This window comes from Stenomitos frigidus ULC18, assembly GCF_003003795.1.
Lineage (GTDB): Bacteria > Cyanobacteriota > Cyanobacteriia > Leptolyngbyales > Leptolyngbyaceae > Stenomitos > Stenomitos frigidus_A.
Genome location: NZ_PVWK01000033.1, coordinates 1 through 20145 on the forward strand (window position 1 = coordinate 1; position 20145 = coordinate 20145).

14 protein-coding genes and 1 tRNA gene are annotated in these 20145 nt (G+C 50.5%); 10 read left to right on the forward strand and 5 right to left on the reverse strand.

The features are described from left to right. Window positions 1–125: 125 nt before the first annotated feature. Complete coding sequence (locus C7B82_RS07035; protein ID WP_146141074.1) at window positions 126–668, forward strand: hypothetical protein; 543 nt, start codon at window positions 126–128, stop codon at window positions 666–668. Between the two features lie 296 nt (window positions 669–964). Here C7B82_RS07035 and C7B82_RS07040 read toward each other — a convergent pair whose 3' ends face one another. Next, window positions 965–1312 carry a DUF4870 domain-containing protein gene (locus C7B82_RS07040; protein ID WP_106255601.1) on the reverse strand — a complete coding sequence of 116 codons (348 nt, stop codon included), beginning with the start codon at window positions 1310–1312 and terminating at the stop codon, window positions 965–967. Between the two features lie 499 nt (window positions 1313–1811). Here C7B82_RS07040 and C7B82_RS07045 point away from each other — a divergent pair, with 499 nt between their 5' ends. The 3 genes from C7B82_RS07045 (at window position 1812) to C7B82_RS07055 (ending at window position 9747) form a co-directional block, all read left to right on the forward strand. After that, window positions 1812–4556: an adenylate/guanylate cyclase domain-containing protein gene (locus C7B82_RS07045; protein ID WP_245939774.1), complete on the forward strand. Its 2745-nt coding sequence runs from the start codon at window positions 1812–1814 to the stop codon at window positions 4554–4556. A 336-nt stretch (window positions 4557–4892) separates the two neighbouring features. Then, window positions 4893–6314 carry an efflux RND transporter periplasmic adaptor subunit gene (locus C7B82_RS07050; RefSeq protein WP_106255602.1) on the forward strand — a complete coding sequence of 474 codons (1422 nt, stop codon included), beginning with the start codon at window positions 4893–4895 and terminating at the stop codon, window positions 6312–6314. A 76-nt stretch (window positions 6315–6390) separates the two neighbouring features. Beyond that, window positions 6391–9747 carry an efflux RND transporter permease subunit gene (locus C7B82_RS07055; RefSeq protein WP_106255603.1) on the forward strand — a complete coding sequence of 1119 codons (3357 nt, stop codon included), beginning with the start codon at window positions 6391–6393 and terminating at the stop codon, window positions 9745–9747. An 80-nt stretch (window positions 9748–9827) separates the two neighbouring features. Here C7B82_RS07055 and C7B82_RS07060 read toward each other — a convergent pair whose 3' ends face one another. The 3 genes from C7B82_RS07060 to C7B82_RS07070 all read right to left on the reverse strand — a co-directional run bounded on the left by C7B82_RS07060 (window position 9828) and on the right by C7B82_RS07070 (window position 12579). Continuing rightward, a complete protein-coding gene (locus C7B82_RS07060; protein WP_106255604.1) occupies window positions 9828–10751 on the reverse strand; it encodes a hypothetical protein in 924 nt (307 codons plus the stop codon). A gap of 172 nt (window positions 10752–10923) precedes the next feature. Further along, the gene (locus C7B82_RS07065) at window positions 10924–11772 is read right to left on the reverse strand and encodes an alpha/beta fold hydrolase (RefSeq protein WP_106255605.1); all 849 of its coding nucleotides are present in this window, start codon (window positions 11770–11772) and stop codon (window positions 10924–10926) included. Between the two features lie 81 nt (window positions 11773–11853). After that, on the reverse strand, window positions 11854–12579 hold the full coding sequence (locus C7B82_RS07070) for an ACT domain-containing protein (RefSeq protein ID WP_106255606.1): 726 nt from the start codon (window positions 12577–12579) through the stop codon (window positions 11854–11856). A gap of 253 nt (window positions 12580–12832) precedes the next feature. Here C7B82_RS07070 and C7B82_RS07075 point away from each other — a divergent pair, with 253 nt between their 5' ends. The 6 genes from C7B82_RS07075 to C7B82_RS07105 all read left to right on the forward strand — a co-directional run bounded on the left by C7B82_RS07075 (window position 12833) and on the right by C7B82_RS07105 (window position 19496). Continuing rightward, the gene (locus C7B82_RS07075; RefSeq protein ID WP_106255607.1) at window positions 12833–13354 is read left to right on the forward strand and encodes a GNAT family N-acetyltransferase; all 522 of its coding nucleotides are present in this window, start codon (window positions 12833–12835) and stop codon (window positions 13352–13354) included. Between the two features lie 266 nt (window positions 13355–13620). Next, a tRNA-Pro gene (locus C7B82_RS07080) sits at window positions 13621–13694 on the forward strand. Between the two features lie 451 nt (window positions 13695–14145). Next, complete coding sequence (locus C7B82_RS07085) at window positions 14146–14784, forward strand: hypothetical protein (RefSeq protein ID WP_146141075.1); 639 nt, start codon at window positions 14146–14148, stop codon at window positions 14782–14784. Between the two features lie 328 nt (window positions 14785–15112). Next, the gene (locus tag C7B82_RS07090; protein ID WP_106255609.1) at window positions 15113–16555 is read left to right on the forward strand and encodes a ParA family protein; all 1443 of its coding nucleotides are present in this window, start codon (window positions 15113–15115) and stop codon (window positions 16553–16555) included. 2 nt (window positions 16556–16557) lie between these two features. After that, window positions 16558–17352 (forward strand): hypothetical protein, encoded by a 795-nt coding sequence (locus C7B82_RS07095; RefSeq protein WP_106255610.1) that lies wholly within the window; start codon window positions 16558–16560, stop codon window positions 17350–17352. A gap of 548 nt (window positions 17353–17900) precedes the next feature. Then, window positions 17901–19496: a hypothetical protein gene (locus C7B82_RS07105; RefSeq protein WP_106255612.1), complete on the forward strand. Its 1596-nt coding sequence runs from the start codon at window positions 17901–17903 to the stop codon at window positions 19494–19496. Between the two features lie 202 nt (window positions 19497–19698). Here the strand turns inward: C7B82_RS07105 and C7B82_RS07110 are convergent, their stop codons facing one another. Then, on the reverse strand, window positions 19699–19911 hold the full coding sequence (locus C7B82_RS07110; RefSeq protein ID WP_106255613.1) for a ribbon-helix-helix protein, CopG family: 213 nt from the start codon (window positions 19909–19911) through the stop codon (window positions 19699–19701). Window positions 19912–20145: the final 234 nt, after the last annotated feature.

Genomic DNA, 20145 nt, shown 5'->3' on the forward strand with positions numbered 1-20145 from the left:
GCTGCACCTCCAAATCGTTGAAATCGATACCTCCATCTAACTTTACATACCGGAGCTTTTCAAGCCTGATCTACTTAGTTGATAATAAGATTGCTATTTTTGATGTGGGGTTATGGTCAAGCCAAATGAACGCTGAATTGGCAAGAAAATTTCCTTGGGTTTCGTTTAGTTTGCTGATTGTTGCCTATGCCTGCCTTGGCTGGTTACTGGCAAACCCTGCCCTGGCTGACCCGGCATGGCTCTTGCCAACCTGCATCAGAACGTATGCTTTTTGGGGACACGCACTGCCGCTTACTGGTCAGGCACAGAATGTGTGCGATGCCGTAGTGAAGGAAAATCTCCTTGGTGCGTTGCTGGCATTTAGTTGGATTGTGATTGCCTCGATCGCCTTCATGTCTCCTTTGACCAGCTTCAACCGCTTTATCATCCGCTGGTTCAAGTCAGATACGGTTGCCTTCTTGGCGTTGTGCGTCATTGCGGGGATGATTACCTTCATCCTGTTTTGGCTCCAGCTGTTTCTCCACATTTCTGCGATTCTGGCGAGTGAAGCGCTGGCAAGGCTTGATCTTCAAACGCTTGGCTTTAGTAAACTGCAAGCGTTCTGGATCTTAATTATGCTTTCATTAGCAGGTCTAGCGCTTGGGTGGACATTGCGGTTGTGGCTCTAGGAACTGATCAACAAAAAAAGCAGCCAATAGGCTGCCTGACAAAGTGCATGAGGATAGAGCCATCTTAAAAGCGCCCCATCTTAAATGCATTGCGGTTACCACTTTTGCTACACCGTAAGCGGGGGACACTGCAAAAACCGTCACACTCAAAAGAGGTATTACTCTACCAGTCCGTAAAACTGTCAGTAAGCGTTTAACTGTCTCCATTGCCCCTCAGTACTTCACCTGGGGGGCAATTTATTGGCGTAGGGTGCCTCATTCTACTATGGAAGCACCAGTAGGGCGTCGAATGTGGGCTATATCAGGCGGAAAATGAAGGGATAACGGAACGGTTGATCGGGCTTGCTGAGACTATGAGCTACTGCCCAGATGGTAAAACCCCAATGGACCAACCACCAGACTCCACCGGCTAAACCAAAAGTAATGAACGAAAGCGGGATCAGGATTAGACCGTAAAGCCAAACGTTGAAATGAAAGTTGATGGCTTCCTTGGCGTTGTCCTTGACAACAGGGTCATCGGAAACCAGCAAGATGGCGATCGGAATGGCGACAGAAATAATAAGACCACTAAAAAAAATTGACCCGTGACTCAGAGCCGATAGGAGCTTACGTTTATCAGTATCGAATACTTCGGGGCTTTGCATCTTTAACCATCTCCCGCTAAGAGGGTGCTTGCTTACAATTGCCAATATACAGCGATCGCAGTCTACTAGGTTTGGTAAGAACACGACCCCACGAGAGGGGATTACCGAAAGCATTGAGTCAGTCAGAGAGCTAAACCGACCTTCTGCCTCTAGCCCCCTTAGCGCTTATGTGGGAAGAAATCAATCGCGATTCCTGCCAAAATAGAAGGCAATGTAGTGCTTTCTTGAAGCTCGACGAGCAGAGTTGCCTCAGCGTGGGCATTCTGGATCAAGAAGCGAGGAAGCCAAATCTCAGGGGTAAACATCAGTACACACATTCTTATGTCATAGTGCCAGAATCATCCTAGATGTAGAGTACGGATTACGATGGCAACAGCACGCACTGGAAGCGCTAACGATGATTGCCTTCCCTTCCACTGCAATATCAGCGCACGGCTCAGGCGGCGATTCCCATGTCCGCTGAGTAAACGCTTCAACTCTTAATCCTTAGTTGGTATCTATGAAAGCGACATCGCCGCATCTGCCCGATCCCAGTCATGGCGACATCATTGATGTTGTGGCTCACAGAGAGAGTGAGATAGTCACGACTGCGACAGAAGCAGTGATGAGTGAGGTCGTAACGAGTTCCCAACCAGCCAGGAGCGATCGCACGGGTGCTGAAGTGCCAGTGCAGCCGTCCGATCTGGTACATCGTGGTAATCATTCACTTGAGCTTCTGGAAACAGGTCAGCATCATTCTCCAGGCGGGGCTCTGGTCACCAATAAGGGCAGCTTTGGCGCGTTTTTGGCTCCTCTAACGAAGGACAAATTCAAAGAAGTTGTGACGGACGTTGAGCAAAAGCTCCAGGTGGTGCATCAAACCCTGTCTATGCTGGACAACTTGCTAGACGCGCAAGGGTTTGACGCGATTCTGGAGGAGATGCTGCGCTCTATTACGCTCAAGACGAGCGAGTTGCTGAACGCCGATCGCGCCACCATTTATTTGCTAGACGAAGATAAAAACGAACTGTGGGCGATCGTTGCCAAAGACGAGCGGGGACATAACCTGGAACTGCGCTTACCTGCCACACTTGGGATCGCCGGTGAAGTCGCCACCAAGCGCAAAGTGGTCAATATTCCCTACGATTTCTATAACGATCACCGCTCTGAAGCCGCACGGAAGTTTGACGAGAAGAATCACTATCGCACCTACACGATGGTGGCAATGCCCCTTCTAGATGAATCGGGTGCACTGGTCGCGGTCGTGCAATTGCTGAACAAACTCAAGCAGGATCTTGATCCCAATGCGTCATTGGATGAAAAAATCGATCGCAACGGGTTCACGCACAAAGATGAACAGGTGTTTGAAGAATTCGCACCCTCGATCCGATTGATCATCGAATCGTCACGCTCGTTCTATCGCGCCACGCAACGGCAACGCGCCGCCTCCGCGTTGATGAAAGCAACTAAATCCCTGAGCCAGAGCAGCCTGGATCTGCAAGAAACCTTGAACAAGGTGATGGATGAAGCGCAGGAATTGATGCAGGCCGATCGCAGCACCTTGTGGCTTGTAGACCGCGATCGCGACCAGCTTTGGACAAAGATCCCCATTAATGACGCACTGGTAGAACTCCGCATCCCAATGGGGGCAGGCTTTGCGGGACAGGTTGCCCTCACGGGTGAACCTGTCATCATCCCGTTTGATCTCTACGACGATCCCAATTCGCAAACATCGAAAGAAACGGATCAAAAAACGGGCTATCGGACGTGCAGCATCCTTTGTATGCCCGTCTTTAACGCCGATGGCGAACTCATTGGTGTCACGCAACTGATCAACAAGAAAAAACAGGGCGATTATCCTCCCTACGATCCCGCTCACTATCCCGAAGCACCGGACTGCTGGCGAGCCAGCTTTAACCGCAATGACCAGGAGTTTATGCAGGCGTTCAACATTCAGGCGGGTGTCGCGCTGCAAAACGCCAAGTTGTTTGAGACGGTAAAGCAGCAAGAGCAGATGCAGCGCGACATTTTGCGATCGCTCAGCAACGGCGTCATCTCAACCGACAAAAACGGCACCATTATTGCAGCCAACGAAAGCGCGAAAAAGCTGCTGGGGCTTGACGAAAGCGACACCACGCTTGAAGGTAAATCGGTCAGTGACCTGATCAAACTTGAGAAAGGCGATTTCACCAAATGGTTCGATCTGGGGCTGGGTGCAAAAGACGAAAAAAGCCGCCAGCAGTATTATCCCGACCAAACGCTGCAACCCTATCAGGGTGTCGAACAGCATAGCGTTAACCTTTCAATTAATACGATCGCCGATGCCAAAGACAGCGCCAAAGTGTCTGGAGCACTGGTGGTCATGGAAGACATTAGCGATGAAAAACGGCTCAAAAGCACGATGTATCGCTACATGACCCAGGAACTTGCCGAACAGCTCCTGGAAAACCCTGATGCGGCCAAAATGGGCGGCGATCGCAAAGATGTCACCGTCCTCTTTTCAGACATTCGCAGCTACACCACGCTAACGGAAAGCCTGGAAGCCGAAGCCGTCGTGGAAATGCTCAACAAGTACTTCGAGTCGATGGTGGATGCCGTCTTCCAGCACAAAGGCACCCTCGATAAGTATATTGGCGATGCGATCATGGCCGTTTTTGGATCGCCGTTGCCGCTGGATGATCACGCCTGGATGGCCGTACAAACCGCGATCGAAATGCGCCGACGCCTGATACTCTTCAATGACGATCGCGTTGCTGACAATCAACCACCCATCAAAATTGGCATTGGGATCAATTCGGATAGCGTCATTAGCGGCAACATCGGCTCTAGCAAGCGCATGGAGTTCACCGCGATCGGTGATGGTGTCAACCTGGGATCACGCTTGGAAAGCGCTAGCAAGCAGTACGGTACTGATATTGTCATTAGCGAAAACACCTTTAAACCCTGCGCCGATCGCATCTGGACACGCGAACTCGACTACATCAGAGTCAAGGGCAAAAACCGTCCTGTTGCTGTCTATGAGCTAGTTGGGCTGCAGTCAGAGCCACTTTCTGATACCAAAAAACAGATTATTGAGTATTACGGTACGGGGCTGAAACACTACCGCGATCGCAAATTTCCCCTGGCGATGGGCGCGTTTGGCATGGTGCTGGAGATTGATAAAGATGACAAGTCTGCCAATCTGCACCTGGAACGGTGCCAATATTGGCTTAAGAATCCACCCGGTGATGATTGGGATGGGTCATGGATTATGACGGAAAAATAATTAGCGGAACGGCAACGGTTACAGGCGGTGCCAAAATCTAGTCGAGAGTGTCGTACGCTCCTTGCTCACTATGACTGTCGCTCTCGCACGCAAAATTTAAACTTATTTGAACCAAATCCTGATGCAGGCAGTCTGACTGTGAGGGCTACCTTCTCAAGGAGCATCATCAGTTCAGTGCGGCGATCGTCTGGCATCTGCTTTGCAGAAAGCTTGGCAGTCTGAACGTCTGTCGATCTATAGATTCCATTTAATTACAAAGAATTGTTACAGTTCTAGAGTTGTGTAAGCCGCCTCGCTTCGCTTTTGTTCACCTGATGCATACGGCACTACATCCTCATGACTTCTTCTGTTCATTCACTGACGACCTTACGATCTCATTCATCACGCTCCAACGCATCGGCGAGTGTACCAGCTAATCTCACTTGGATGGCGCATTGGAGTTTGCTTACTGCCTTCTTGGTGGTACTTTCAGGCTGTAACTTTTTGCCCAAAGACGCGGCGGATGCGCAGACTAAACCCTCTGGCGCTGCTCAAGGTCAAGGAGCGACTGCGGTTGATGTCGCGATCGCGGCTACGGCTCCTTTAGAAGCGACGAGAGAATACACGGGCACAACCCAGCCGCTACAAGAAGTGGCGATCCGCGCTCAGGCAGAAGGTCAACTGCGGCAACTGAAGGTGGATGTGGGCGATCGTGTGCAGCAAGGTCAAACGCTGGCGCAAATTGATGATTCGCTCCTGAAGGCGGCGACCACTGAAGCTGAGTCTGAATTAGCGGCTCGTCGCTCTGAAATTAGCCAGCTTCAAACGCAGGTCAGTGATGCCAGGACGCAGGTAGAACAGTCTCGCCTGCAACTGCAGCAAGCGGAGTCGGATGCGGCTCGTTACGAAAAGCTTGCCAGGGATGGAGCAGTGACGCTGCAACAAGCAGAACAGGCGCGTACACAAGCGAAAACAGCGGCACAGGTCTTGCGATCGAGCCAGGAAAAAGTCCGCAATCAGCAGCAGGCGATCGTGGCGGCAAACGGTCGGATTGTGGCACAACAGGCGGTAGTGGCACAGCAGCAAGAGCGGCGATCGTATGCAGTACTCACCTCTCCGATTAATGGAGCTGTGCTGACGCGATCGACCGAGCAAGGCAATTTGGTGCAGGTAGGCAATGAACTGCTGCGGCTAGGGGATTTCAGTCGAGCAAAGGTCACAGTACAGGTGTCGGAACTTGGTTTAGCCAAGGTGCGTTTGGGCGGTGCGGCCAAGGTACGGCTGGATGCATTTCCCAACGAACAGTTTGCGGGTACGGTGACGCGAGTTTCACCGGCTGCTAATCCGACATCCCGTCTGATCCCCGTTGAAGTAACGATTCCCAACTCTAGTGGAAAGGTAGGCAGTGGGTTACTGGCACGGGTGAGCTTTACGCAGCAGACGACCGATCGTGTCGTTGTACCGATCGCAGCTTTGCAAGACGATCGCGTTCGGAACAAACAACCGAATCAGCCCGGTGCCAACGCAGGCGCTACAGGCACAACCCAGCCAGCAAAAGGCAATGACAAAGCCCAAAAAACGAAGGGGACAGTGTTTGTCGTAACGGGCGAGGGTGAGCAGGCAAAAGTAGCGGCGCGATCGGTCGCATTGGGCAAACAGGCCGATGGCAACGTCCAAGTTCTGACGGGGTTAAATCCAGGCGATCGCTATGTCGCACGCACCAGCAGACCACTCAAAGGTGGTGATTCTGTGCGGTTGAGCATTCTGTCAGCGAAATAACTTAAGAGAAACCGGGTTTCTTCAAGAAATCCGGTTCTGCACGTCCTTACGGTCATTCACCCATTCTTCAGCCATCATGCAAACCATTCCCTCCTCTGGCTTCAGCCTGAGCCAGCTTTCGATTCGACGGCACATCGGCACGTTGATGCTCACCCTGACGATCATCATTTTGGGTCTCTTCTTCATTGTACGGTTGCCCGTCGATCTACTCCCCTCCATTACCTACCCCCGCATTGGGGTGCGCCTGGAAGCACCGGGGATTTCGCCTGAAGTGGCGATCGATGAAATCACACGACCCTTAGAAGAAGCGCTAGCCACCACCGATGGAGTCGTGCAGATCTATTCCCAAACCCGCGAAGGGCAGGTCAACCTGGATTTGTACTTTAATCCTGGCAGCAACGTAGATCAGGCGCTCAACGATGCCACCGCAACCTTTAACCGCAATCGCAACCAGTTACCCGACACGATCGAAGAACCGCGCCTGTTTAAAGCCGATCCGTCCCAACTCCCTGTCTACGAAATGGCGCTCACATCCCCTTCCTTGAAAGATGTGGATCTGCGTGTCTTTGGCGATGAGGAGCTATCCCGTGAATTGACGGTGGTTGAAGGTGTTGCGTCTGCCGATGTCTCTGGTGGCGTGCAAGAAGAAGTGCGGGTCAACATTGACCTGAATCGCCTGCAAGCATTGGGGATTGGACTCACAGGAGTGCTGGATGAATTGGAGCAGCGCAACCAGGATGTCTCTGGTGGACGCATTTTGGGTGAGAATGCGGAGCCGTTGACGCGAGCCGTTGGGCGCTTTCAGAATGCCAGCGAGATTCGGGATTTGGCGTTTGCAGTGAGCGGTCAGCAGTCAGCGGTCAGCAGTCAGTTGTCGGGCAGTCAGCCATCAGCAGTCAGCGGTCAGCCGTCTAATTCAACTCAAAACTCATCACTCCCAACTCAAAACTCTCCGACTCAGCGGGTCTATTTGCGCGATTTTGCCGAGGTGGTTGATGGGACCGAAGAAGAGCGGGTGTTGGTGAGTTTGAATCAGCAGAAGGCAGTGAAGATCAGCATTCAGAAGCAGCCGGATGCGAACACGGTTAATGTGGTCGAAGGAGTTAAGCAGAAGCTTGAGGAGCTGCGTCGATCGGGTGTAGTGCCAGCCGATATGGTGCTAACAGCAACGCTGGATGAGTCTCGCTTTATTCGCAATTCCATCTCAAATGTGGTGAGTTCTGGCTTAACGGGTGCAGGGTTAGCCGCGCTAGCCGTGTTCTTGTTCCTCGGTTCGCTTCGCCAAACGCTGATCATTGTGCTGGCAATCCCGCTCGCGACGATGGCAACCATTATTTTGATGGGGCTGTTTGGGCTGTCGCTCAATGTGTTCAGTTTGGGTGGCTTGGCTTTGGGTGTTGGGATTGTGGTGGATAACGCGATCGTGATGCTGGAGACGATCGCCGATAAGGTCAACGAGCACACCGGGCGATCGAACGGTCAGTCGGTAGTGAGTCCTGATCAGGGCAAGGGCAATGGGCACAGCCAGAAATCATTCCAGAAGCAGGTGTTGAGCCTTGCGTCATCCAGCAGCCAGTCAGTAGAGTCGGCACTGATTGCGTCGACTGCAACCAACCTGGTGGCAGTGCTACCCTTTCTACTGCTGGGCGGGTTCGTCTCGCTACTGTTCAACGAATTGATTCTCACCATTAGCTTCGCAGTCGCCGCTTCGTTGCTGATGGCGCTCACGGTTGTGCCTATGCTGGCATCTCGCTTGCTGACGGTGCGCTGGTCGAGCCGCGTAAACCAGTTTTGGCTATTGCGCACCTTTAACGATCGCTTTAATGCCGCGACTGCTAGCTATGGCAGGCTACTAGCGCGATTGCTGCCCAAACGAGGACTAGTCATTGGCGTGACGGTCTTCATCCTGGGTGGCAGCAGTCTGCTCATGATTGGGCAAATTCCGCAAGAAATCTTGCCCCGCATCAGTACCGGACAAGCCAACGTCAACGTTCAGTTTCCACCCGGTACATCACTTGAAACGAATCGGCAGGTTATGGCTGCCGTGGATGAGGTGTTGCTGAAACAGCCAGAAACTGAGTATGTGTTCACAACAGCCGGTGGTTCTCTGTTTGGTAACACGGTCTCGTCTAACCCCTCGCGTAGCACGGGTAACGTCACATTGAAGTCAGGGAGTAACGTGACTGAGTACACCGAACGGGTGACGCGAGAACTCAATAAGCTCAATCTGGCAGGGATTCGGGCGCGGGTTTCTGCGGGTGCGGTGCGGGGTCTGAGCCTCAACAACTCGCCGTTGCGCGGTGCTGATCTTGATGTCGTGCTGCAAGGGCAAGATGCCGAAGTGCTGCGACAAGGTGGACGGCAAGTGCTAGCAGCGCTAGATGAAAAAGCCAAGCTATCAACCTTTCGTCCCGATGCGGATGATCGCCAGCCCGAAGTGCAAATTCGCCCCGATTGGGAACGTGCGAATACCCTGGGCTTAACAACTCAGGATATTGGCAGCACCATTCAAACGGCGATCGAAGGCTCTGTGCCCACCCAACTCCAGCGCAATGAGCGACTGGTGGATGTCCGGGTGCAGTTGGATCAAGACTTGCTGAAACAGCCCTCACAATTGGCACAACTGCCACTTTTCACCGATAACAACGCCCTGGTTCGACTCAGCGATGTCGCCAAAATTGAAGAAGGACAGGCTCCCGGTGAGATTCAGCGGATTAACCAGCGTCCGGTCTTTTTGGTGGCGGGCAACCTGACGAAAGGGGCAAGTTTGGGAGCCGCCTTGAAGGAAGTACAGGACATTGTCGCGGGTCTTGATCTGCCGGACGGTGTCACCTTGCTGCCCAGCTATGCCGGGCAAACCAGTCAAGAGCTCCAGTCATCGCTAACCCTGCTGGGCGGGCTAGCAGCCTTTCTAGTCTTTGTTGTGATGGCAGTACAGTACAACTCGTTGGTAGACCCGCTGGTCATTATCCTGACGGTACCACTAGCAATGGCTGGCGGTATCTTTGGGCTGTTTGTCACGCAAACGGCGATCGGCATTACGGTGCTGGTGGGTGCCGTACTGCTAGTTGGGATTGTGGTCAACAACGCCATCATCATGGTGGAAATGGCAAACCAATTGCGCGACGAGGAAGGACTCGATCGCACCACAGCCATCATGAAAGCGGCTCCCCAACGCTTACGCCCAATTCTCATGACCACAATCACCACTGTCTTAGGACTGTTCCCACTGGCGCTAGGCATTGGTGAAGGGTCAGAATTTTTGCAACCGTTGGGGGTTGTCGTCTTTTCCGGTTTATCTTTAGCAACCTTGCTGACGCTGTTTATCATCCCCTGCTTTTATGTGCTGCTGCACGACATTTTCAAGCAGGATATGGGTCTAGGGCAGTTGGTTGGCCGGACACGATCGCTCGTACTGTTCACTCGCAAGTAACCATCGGAGGAGCAACCAGCACCAGACGATCCTTCCTGCGGATTGTCTAACGCTTGTCAGTGCCAGCGTCGTTGCAAAGCCTACGCTTCATCAGACTCGCCAAACTCCAGAATCGGGCTGGTTTGCTCTAGCGCTTGCTCATCACCCAGCAGATTGGCAATCGCCAGGTGCGCGACTCGACTGCTGCGCCAGTAACGGCTGTGGTCTGCCATCAACCCAAGCGCCATTGTCACATCACCCATCTGCCGCTTGAGAAAATTACGTTCGCCCAGGTAATGGTCACGAAAATACAGCGAGGCGTCGTCTAGCTCCAAACTGGCACGCAGCGGATACGCAAAAATGTCGGACGCATGGATGACGTTGACCCAGCGCAAGGGCTCCGACACATAGCGACTGGCGAACTGCTTTAAACGCTTTACATTCATGCCGAGAAGCTGTCTAAAAATGAGCATAGGGGAGCCGATCGTAGTGATGCTTCTGAGTTTCACCTTCCGTCCTTCACTCGCTCCACTCAAGCCCTTGATGGCATTGCGGATATAAAACGCTGGATCAGAGTCATCAAAGCTGTCTGAAAACAAAAGATCCCACAGAATTACGCTGCCCAGAGAATGAGCCACGATATGCAGGTCTTCCTCAAAGGGATTATCGGTGAGGAAGCTAAGAAACTGCACTGCGATCGTCCGTCGTACAATGCGTCCTTGCTGGGTATTGAGATAGTTGAAGATATCGTTGAAGAAGCCTGTAATCAGTTGTTCTCGACGCTGACGATAGTGAAAGACATCATCAATGTCAATTTGAGGCTGATCCCACTTAAATGCTTCTAAATCTTGCTGAATCCAGCCCCAAAGCTGATCGGTGCTGCCCAAGGCATCGCCCCAAAAGCATGAATAGAACTCTGGAACAGATAGCCCCCGATCGAGAAACTCACTAATGATGCGCGATCTTAACGGGTCAGCATACCCGCTCTGCCGCACCGAAGCGCCATGCATGAACCAAACCAACATTGCACCTGCTCCTGGACGATCGTACTGAAGGACTGGTTAAAAATAACGACATCTTTTGAATTAGCTGTCATGAATTAGCTGGCAGCGTTCAGCTTTTCTCTGAATGCTGGTGGTTAACAGCAAAAATAACGAGATTATTGCTTCACAGCGCCTAAGCTTCTTGTCCAAACGATCATGCCTTATACCTGGCAAGGATGGCTTGAAGCTGAGCCGCCACAGCAGTCGTTTGCTCCACCATGGCCATGTGCCCGCAATCAGCAATTTCAGCCACGTTCGCCCCGCAGGCTTGAAATAGGGGGTGGAAGCTGGCTAGATGGCGTACGTACTGGGGCTCCATAATCGGGTCTTGAGCCCCAGCGATAAAATACACGGGCTGTTGCAATCGCGCCACGACTTGCGGTAAGCGATGGACTTCCGCTTCGGTGGTTGAGTCCAGCAGCATTCCTAAAGCCGCCGCCGCATCTGCTACTACAAAGTCAAGCAAGCGCTGACGTCCCCATCGACGCTCGATCGCCCGCGCCACACTAGCTCGTGTAAAGAGCAAATCCAGCAACGGTAGCTGACACAACCAGCGTGGACGCATTTTCACCAACTGCTGCCCTGCCGCCCGGAAGCGATCGAACTCCGCCTTCAGGTAAATGCCTCCACCCGAATTCAGGCAAACCACGCCCTTCACCTGCGGCTGTTGGTCTGCTGCCCACAGCGCAATACTGCCGCCGATCGAATGCCCCACCAACCAGACCTTTTCAAGCTGCAGTTGCTTCAGCAGCAAGGCTAAATCTTGGGCATAGTCAATCAGGCTATAGCCATTGCTAGCTGCTTCTTGACACGGTTGGGAATCGCCAAAGCCACGCAAATCGTAAGACAAGCATTGGTAGTGCGGTGACAGCTGCTCGATCAGTGGTTGCCAATAGCTACGGCTGAGGAGCCAGCCGTGAATAAACACCAAAATATCCTTGGAGGCAGTGGGAGGCGTCAAGTTATACGCATGCGGCACTCCCAGAATGTCGATCGTCTGCATTCTCCTATCGTACTCTGACCAGAGAACGCTAAAAACAAAGGCTAACAGTTTTAGCCTTCATACTTTATCCTTCAGCCTTTCCTAAAACCTCCTGCCCAACAGTCGTTGCTTCACCCCTTCAGCGATTTTCTGCCCTAAGTATTCAGGGATAAGGCTTTCATTCGGACCAAGGAGATAGAGAATGAGACGCGTACGGCCACGCCAGACCAGCAAATTAGCATTCACCACTAGCAAGTCTTCCTGCCAGATCGCATACATCACTTTATAGAACAGACCTGGTTGGTTATCCGCTTCAATCAGCAAAGCGGGCAGGTGAAACACAGGGTCAACGTAAAACTCCGTTTCCACCTGCTCCAATCCGGCATCTAGATTGAACTCTACTGCCAGCATTTCCTCAACCTCAAAGCGCCCTGCTAAGGCCTCGCGAATGGCTCGACAGACGTTCTCAGCCGTCTTTTCACTAAGCGCTTTGCCACTGCGAGACACGATCAGCTTGATGAAAACCAACATCGGCGGATAGATCTGCCCGTACAGGCTCAGGCTATGAATGGTCAGCCCATAGGCAGCCAACACGCCAAAAATATCGCTGAGCAGAAACGACTGGTTGCGGTAAGCAAAATGCAGGGCGCTCTTGCTACCCTCCTGCTTGAGTTCGATAACAGCTTGCTTGGTTTTGTAAAGATGGTAGGCCAGCCGCAAATTTTGTAGTTGAATTTCGCTGCTGACAAACTGCTCATAAAACTGGGGAAACGCCCGGTTAAAGCGCTTCAATAGTTCTAGCGTCGATGATTTTAAGCCGAGCGCCATAATTCAGAAAACTCGTTTGTTAGGTGAAGACCATCTGTACAGGGAACCGATCGTCTGCCATTGAAGCTTTAACTTTAGGGCAATGATCATCACATTTCCAAGCTCTGTTGTGATTTTCCCAGGACAATAATGATTTGTTCCCAGGACAATGATGACTTGTTATAAATCCGGTATGGCAAAACCGGACGAGGAAAGGACACAGAGCGTATACTATCTATTACTGTGACCTCACTACTACCCTCATCACGCTCGCATGGGTTTTTGGAAAAGCCTGTTTAGCAGTTCTGATGCTCCCTCCGCACCTCAGGCAATGCATATGGAGGGCGACACCAGCAGAGCTGTTGGCGATCGCGCTAGCTCTCGAATTTTCTTCAGTACAGAGCGCGAGATCGATCTGTATGAGCTTGAAGAATTGTGTGATGCAGTTGGCTGGTCTCGCCGCCCTCTGCGCAAAGTTAAAAAAGCCATTCAGCACAGTTTTTTGGTGGTCTCAATGTGGGAACAGCAAGGTTCTCATCGGCGGCTCATCGGTTTTTCGCGAGCAACGTCCGATCATGCCTTTAACGCAACGATTTGGGATGTCGTGGTTCACCCAGACTTCCAGAGCAAAGGGTTAGGCAAGGCGCTCATGAAGCAGGTGATCAAAAAACTGCGGAGCGAAGATATTAGCAACATCACGTTATTTGCCGATCCTCAAGTAGTCGATTTTTACCGAAATTTGGGCTTTATGTCTGATCCAGAAGGCATTAAAGGCATGTTTTGGTACCCAGACTAAAGCATAAAACGGGTAACCAGACTGGCGTCAGAAGGCTCAGGCTTTCAGCTTGCCCATAAAGCCAGCACTTCTACCGCATTTTGGACTTCAAACAGTTCGGCTTCTCTCTGATCAATTCGGTTGGGCTTCAACTATGTGAACGGCAGGCTGTAGGCTACAGGTAACGTTCGTACAGCATCAGAATAACCATTCCCTTTCACCCTTACATAAAGCGTGTTGACTGAGAGAGAAGAACCGCCAGGATATGTTAAGCTGAAAGCCGACAACGGGATGTAGCGCAGCTTGGTAGCGCGCCTGCTTTGGGAGCAGGATGCCGCAGGTTCGAATCCTGTCATCCCGATAGGTTTCAGGGGTTAGGGCAATCGATCAGCCCTAAATCAGCCCTAAAGCCTGAGCAAAAGAATATTCCCTCAAAGCGGTGTCAACAACTCGCTAGATATGTTTATACATACGAGTTGTTGACACGGGTTTTGTGTGTCAGCCTGTGTTGGCACTGTCTATACTTAAACTGTTCACTGTAATGAGAACAGCAATTCTGTGTAGTTTGCCGCAAAAGAACTTATGAGGCGGTCGCGTTGCTGTTACCCAGTGCGATGAAGCTTCTAGGTGTTCACTAACTAGCCATCCGCTAGCGTAAAGGGGATTACTGAGACAACGATCACGCAACTCATAGCTGATACTCATCTGAGTCTTTTTGTGAACCAATAAAGAGGGTTCATCGGTAGAAAGCGCTAGAAAATGTCAAAAAATGTTGAAAAATGTCAAAAAAAGCAACGTCGCACGATCTTCTTTTGCAGATAGCTAAACGCAAGCAGGCAGAAAACCAGGCTCAAAAGCAGCAGCAAACACAGCAACAGGTCAAGCGCCAATTGCAAGTGACGCTTGACGGTGAGTCCGTTGAAGCCAGTGAGGCAGCCCAGAACGATACCCGTTTGCGGACGAGTTTCTACTTCCAGGCTGCGGCTGCACTCAATGACCCCGGTGCGGCTCCTGACAACCTCATTGCCACGTTTCATGCGTTGCAGACAGGGGAGGGGGGCTTCAGCCAAAAAGATTTAGAGGCACGGTTAGCGGTGCAAATCACGACGCTGGATTTTCTGTTTTACAACATGGCTACCGCGTCTCACAGTGCGCCAAATACTACTCTTCGATCGCGCCTTCTCGAATTAGCACTACGCTGCCAGGAGCAGTCCCGGCGCACGATCACCACGCTGGATAACATCCGAAATCCCAAGAAACCGAGCCAGTTCATCAAGAACTACGTCGATAAACAGGTCAATCAACTGAAAGTTGAGCAAGAGTCCCATGCAGCCACATCACTGGAGGCTTCACCCTATGCCACGATGGACACCGGAAGCACGACAACGGCAGCGCGAACTGATTCAGACTTGGCAACCGTGGCAGTCGTCAACAGGTCCAGTAACGGCTGATGGTAAGGCTACTAGCGCTCAGAATGCCTTAAAGACCGGGTGGTATAGCGGTGAGCTACGCCAGGTAAGAGCTTTTCTAACTCGACTGGATCGCCAGCGGCATGAGTTGGTCGATCGCTATTTTGAAAATTTCTGAAATTTTTCTAAGCACTGCTGCACAAACGAACTATTCAAATGCCCCCTATTCTGCCCCTCTTTTGAATAGTTCCTGAGAACGGACATACTAATTTTTCTCCTCATAAAGATCTAATGAAGACATTCTGACTTAGTCGGATTTACTCTTCTCCTCTAGGTAAACCTGTGATGTGGACTTTGAGAGAGAGGAGCAATGGTAGCGCGCCCACAAGCACCTCAAGGACGGACGGCTAGACCAACAGCAGCCCAGAAACGCATTATTGACCAGTGGCTTCAAATCCCGACCGATTATGCGGAACGGAATCTAGGAGCCAACTTTCTTCACCCTCTCTTAAATGAGCTAGGAGTACCAGTCAATCACCGCAGCAATGAGGTGCGAATATCCAAGCCTGGTGAGAGTGGTCTGATACCAGATTTACTGATTTATCAACATCTCGATGAACCACCAGCGCTGGCGATCGAGCTTAAGAGACGCATTCCTTTACTCTTCAACACGCCAGAGCAAGACTTTGCGACAGTCTGCCAGAATGAACCGCTCAAGCTTTACAGACGGGCGGTTGGCTATGAGGAGACGGGAGAAAATGGCATCCGGCAGTATCTTGACCCAGCGCTGGTCAAACCCGAATGCTTGGCACCGTATGGCTTAGTCTTTAACGGTGACTTTTTTCAACTTTGGCGACGAGTTGATGGTTTGGTATTTCCGTTCACCCCCATTCAGAAGGTGACTAAAGCCAATCTGCCCCAACTGATGCAGCAGATTGCCTATTGTCTACACAAGCCACCTGGCGCGATGGTTGTCTCTGCGTGGAATCAAAAGGGTGGTGTTGCGAAGACGACTAATACGCTGAACATCGGTGCGGTCTTAGCACTCGAAGGCAAGCGAGTACTGCTAATTGACCTCGATCCGCAGAATGACCTGACGCATGGACTGGGGCTGAGTCCGCTACCCTTCCCAGACTATTTGGCTTCTGTGAGCGAGAAGGTACAGTCGCGCGAAACCGAGGCAGCCAAAGCGATTCTAGATACAGCCATTCAATCAAAGCAGTTCCCTACATCAGATAAGCGGAGCTACTCACTCTCCTTGCTCTCTGCCAGTCGTCTCGCGCTAGAAGCCTTTCGCGATCACCCTAATGTCAAACCCGTCCCGATTTTCATGCAGCTCATTGAGCTGTTAAAGCCAGACTTTGACTATATTCTGATTGATACTTCACCGACACCTGATGCGCTTACGTATTCGATGCTTTATGCATGTGATGCTGTACTTACCCCAGTGGATTTTGGCGGCAAAGCACTACGGCATGGGCTGCATCTTCACCAATCCGTCCTACCTGAAATTCGGCAGCGGCGCTCGCAACGGCAGCCATTGCATAGTGGACCCTGGAATTTGGGGCTGGTCTATAGTAACTGCCCAGCCGAGAAGATGGGCAAAGTGTTAGAGACTGCGATCGCTCAAGAGTTTAAGAAATATCAGTTTGCCGGAAAGCTTTACGAGACTAAATTGCGGTCTTTTGCCCAGGTCCAGGCGGCAGATTTTAAGCAGGTGCCCGTGATTTGCTGGCAAGATTCCCCTGTTACTAAGCTCTATAACGATCTTGTGAAAGAGGTGTTCTTGTCCCATAACTTCATGGATGGCTAAAGATGGTGATCTCACTAAATGACCCCACTGTTGATGTCCCCCTTGGACAAATTCTAAGAATTCCCTGCAAGTTCGTTAAGGGCAAGTCTGAGACGCAGCCGATCGTCATCCAGACGATCGCGCACGAACTGTCCGCTACAGGCAAGAATATATTGCCTGTGATCGTCCGTTTGCTGGGGGAAGACAGGTATCAGGCAATTCTGAACACGCAGATTCTCGATGCAGCACGACAGGCAAAGCTCGATTTCGTCTGGTGCATTGTGGTCAATCAACTGATGCAGCAACAAATCGAAGTGGAGTCAGGACAGGTCATACATATCAATCTGACGACTGCATCGGAACAAGAGCTAGTTGAAACCCTTAAGTACATCCAGACACAGCCTGGAAGCCCATTGAAAACAGTTGATGTAACGATCGCCGCCAGTAAGATTGCTGCCGCCGATCGCAGCACTTGGCAGGACTTCACACCCATTACTAAGCTGGGGTGCGGCATCACTAAGGGCAAGAAGCTCGATGCTTTGAGCGCTGTCTTTTACTTAACTCCCCCGCCGCCACCGCCAGCGCCACCGTCCACCATCAGCATCAAGCAGGCATCCAGAGCAGAAATCTTTGAGCGTTTAGACTATCTCACCACCTATAAGATTGGGGGCTTTGACACGATCGACCCTGAAGCCGTCTCTGATCTGATTGCCAGTGCAAACCGGAGCAAGTGGAAGAGCTTAACTCCAATTACGAAAATGAACTGTGGCATTGACCTCGCTAAAGGCAAGACGCTGAAGACTCTATTCTCTCTGTAAACCTAGTTTACGCAAACTTCACCTTGTATTTATTTTGCCGAGAAAGTTTGCCTTTGGCAGGGTGAAGAGCTACCGTGATATTGTAACGTGATACATTTTCTCAGAGTCTCGCGCGTCTCTAGGTGAAGTCGTAGGCTTTGTCTGTGCCTATTGAAGCTTAGCAGTCAATGTGATATTGCTCGTCGAATGTAGACAAAACCAACCAGTAGATAGAGTTGCGGATATGTGTAGCCAAACGTCTAGCGTGCCAGCACAAGCCAAAGATGCAAAGACTGTAGCGAAGGAAGCAAGAGCTTGGGTTGCCTCCCAAGAAGGGCAGAGACAAATCGAAGAAGCCCTTGTTGAGGCAAAAAAGGTGACGTCTCAGCTCAGCAAGTCACATCTAGTGGAAACTGGAAACCTTAGAGTTCCGTTTAGTCTCTAGTATTAGAGGAAGTATTATCTCAACAGAAGAATTTTAAGAACGGCACCCAGAGCAATAGTGTAGAATGTCTAACTCTGGTTGTTATGAAGCCAAGGTAAATGACGCGATTAGTTTCGCTTAAACAATGGAGCAGTCCTTTGAAGTTTGTCCTTACTCAATTGACGAGTTCAAACGGATCCTAGTTAAACATTCCAAAGCTTCCCCTTATTTAGTGGAGCAGAAGTTGCACATTGAGTACTTTGAACAGTACTTCCAAGATATTGGCGCGCAAACGCTTCTAATTGAGCATCACTACATAGATCGCGATTTTTTAGAAGACTTTGCGGCGTACTATGCAAGATGCTTTCCTAGCTACAGTCGCCAATGTGTAAGAATTCATCTCTTTAACAATACATTTGTGGCTGATGAGTTTGAGCAACTACTCGCTCACCCCAACGACAGTTCACTAACCGAGAAATTACTACGGCAGCACTACCTTGGTTTTGTCGTTGTGAAGCCTTTACCTCAAACTGTTATTGGACGCACTTGTGTTGCAACCTATCTAGATGATAGTAACCGCCGTCATTTTCCAATTACTCGTCGCTACACGGTCAACCTATTTGGGCTATCTTTAGAGGTTAAAACTTTAGCTTTTCAGGAGCAAGACCAAGTAACAGCCGCTTGTGCTACCAGTGCTTTGTGGACGGTTTTTCAAGGAACGGGGATGCAGTTTCAGCACGCTATTCCTTCTCCTGTAGAGATTACAAAAAGAGCTTTTAGCAGCTTCCCGATAGCAACTAGAGCTTTGCCAAATGTAGATGGTTTAACACCTGAGATGATGGCGCAGGCAATCCGAGACGTTGGGCTAGAGCCTGTTCTTGTTTCTCTTGGTAATTCATTAGAACAAGTTCATGCTCATCAAAGTCATGTCTATGCCTACTTGCGCTGTGGAATTCCTCTAGTACTAGGTTTTGGACTTTTAACAGTATCAATGGGTTCAAACAATGCCCCAACTGGAGTAGAACTCAGAGGCAATCACGCTGTTGCGGTGACAGGCTACAGTTTAGGGCACTCCAACCCAGTTCCTTATTCTCAGCTGGGCTTCCTTTTAAAGGCTTCTCGCATCAATAAGCTCTACGTTCATGACGACCAAGTGGGTCCCTTTGCTCGGATGGAGTTTGATAAAGTTCAGATTCTTTATCAGACTGCCCTTTATAACTCAATGTCTACTTCTTGGGGAGGCGGCACTTGCAAGGCAGTTCCAAATTTACTTTTAATTCCTCTGTACCACAAAATCCGAATTCCTTTTCAGCTTGTACACGATGCAGTTTTTAGATTTGATCATTCATTCATTGAGCAGCTGAGATCTCAGGGCAAGCTTCCCTCGGTTTCACAGCGATTGGAATGGGATATTTATTTAACCACTATTAATGTTCTCAAAGATGATGTTTTCGCTGACACCCTGCTAAATGAAAAGCAGCGACTAGAAATTCTTCTCAGAAGCCTGCCTCGATTTTTGTGGCGTGCCACAGCATTCGTCGGTAATACTAAGGCTCTAGATTTGCTGTTTGATGCAACAGATGTGGCACAAGGCCAATTTTTTGTTCAGGCAATTGAGTACAACGATGAGGTCTCTACTGTTTTGCGAGAGGCTTCCAAAGAGCCATCTTTGGCACAGACTTTTCAAACAGAAGCTGAAGGCAAAATTATTGAGTGGTTTAGAGATCAACCAATTTCTTAAAATACACTAGAACTCGCCTCTTTCCTCATCGCCTAAAGCTGTCATCATTTGCTTGATAACAGCCGCCGCGTGAACACAGCGCTCAAGACCTCTTGTGGTGTCCTGCCTGGATGGTAGGGTACAGTTAAGTATTCTTCGCTCTTAGGAAAAACCCTGATCAATGCTGTGAAGAATTGATGGCACCTTAACAAACCCTAGCAATTCACTGCATCACCAGCAGAGCCAGCTTATTCAACCGTTGCTCCAAATCATCCAAACGCGATCGCACCGTGACGGCTTTCGACTTCTTCAGGTAGAGGGCGATCGCCTCCCTCACCACTTCGCTGGAAGTCTGCCCGGTCGCTTCAGTGATGGCTATAATTTCCTCATGCCAACTTGAAGGTACTCGACACCCAACCATTGGCTGCTGACTCATAAGAAAACCTGAATTGAAAACGGGCTAACCGCGCTAACGCAACTGGCACAATCACTTCATTTTGCAACTGTCACAATTTAGGCGTTGTTGACTAAGCCGCTAAGTCGCCTCAGCGGCTCGTCTTCAAAACCAGACGTGAGAGTTTCCCCTCATCTAGCTCCTCAACAATGCAATGCCCTGACAAGGCATACTTCTCCAAATCACCACGTGTTTTGGCGTCGTGACAGTGTCGAT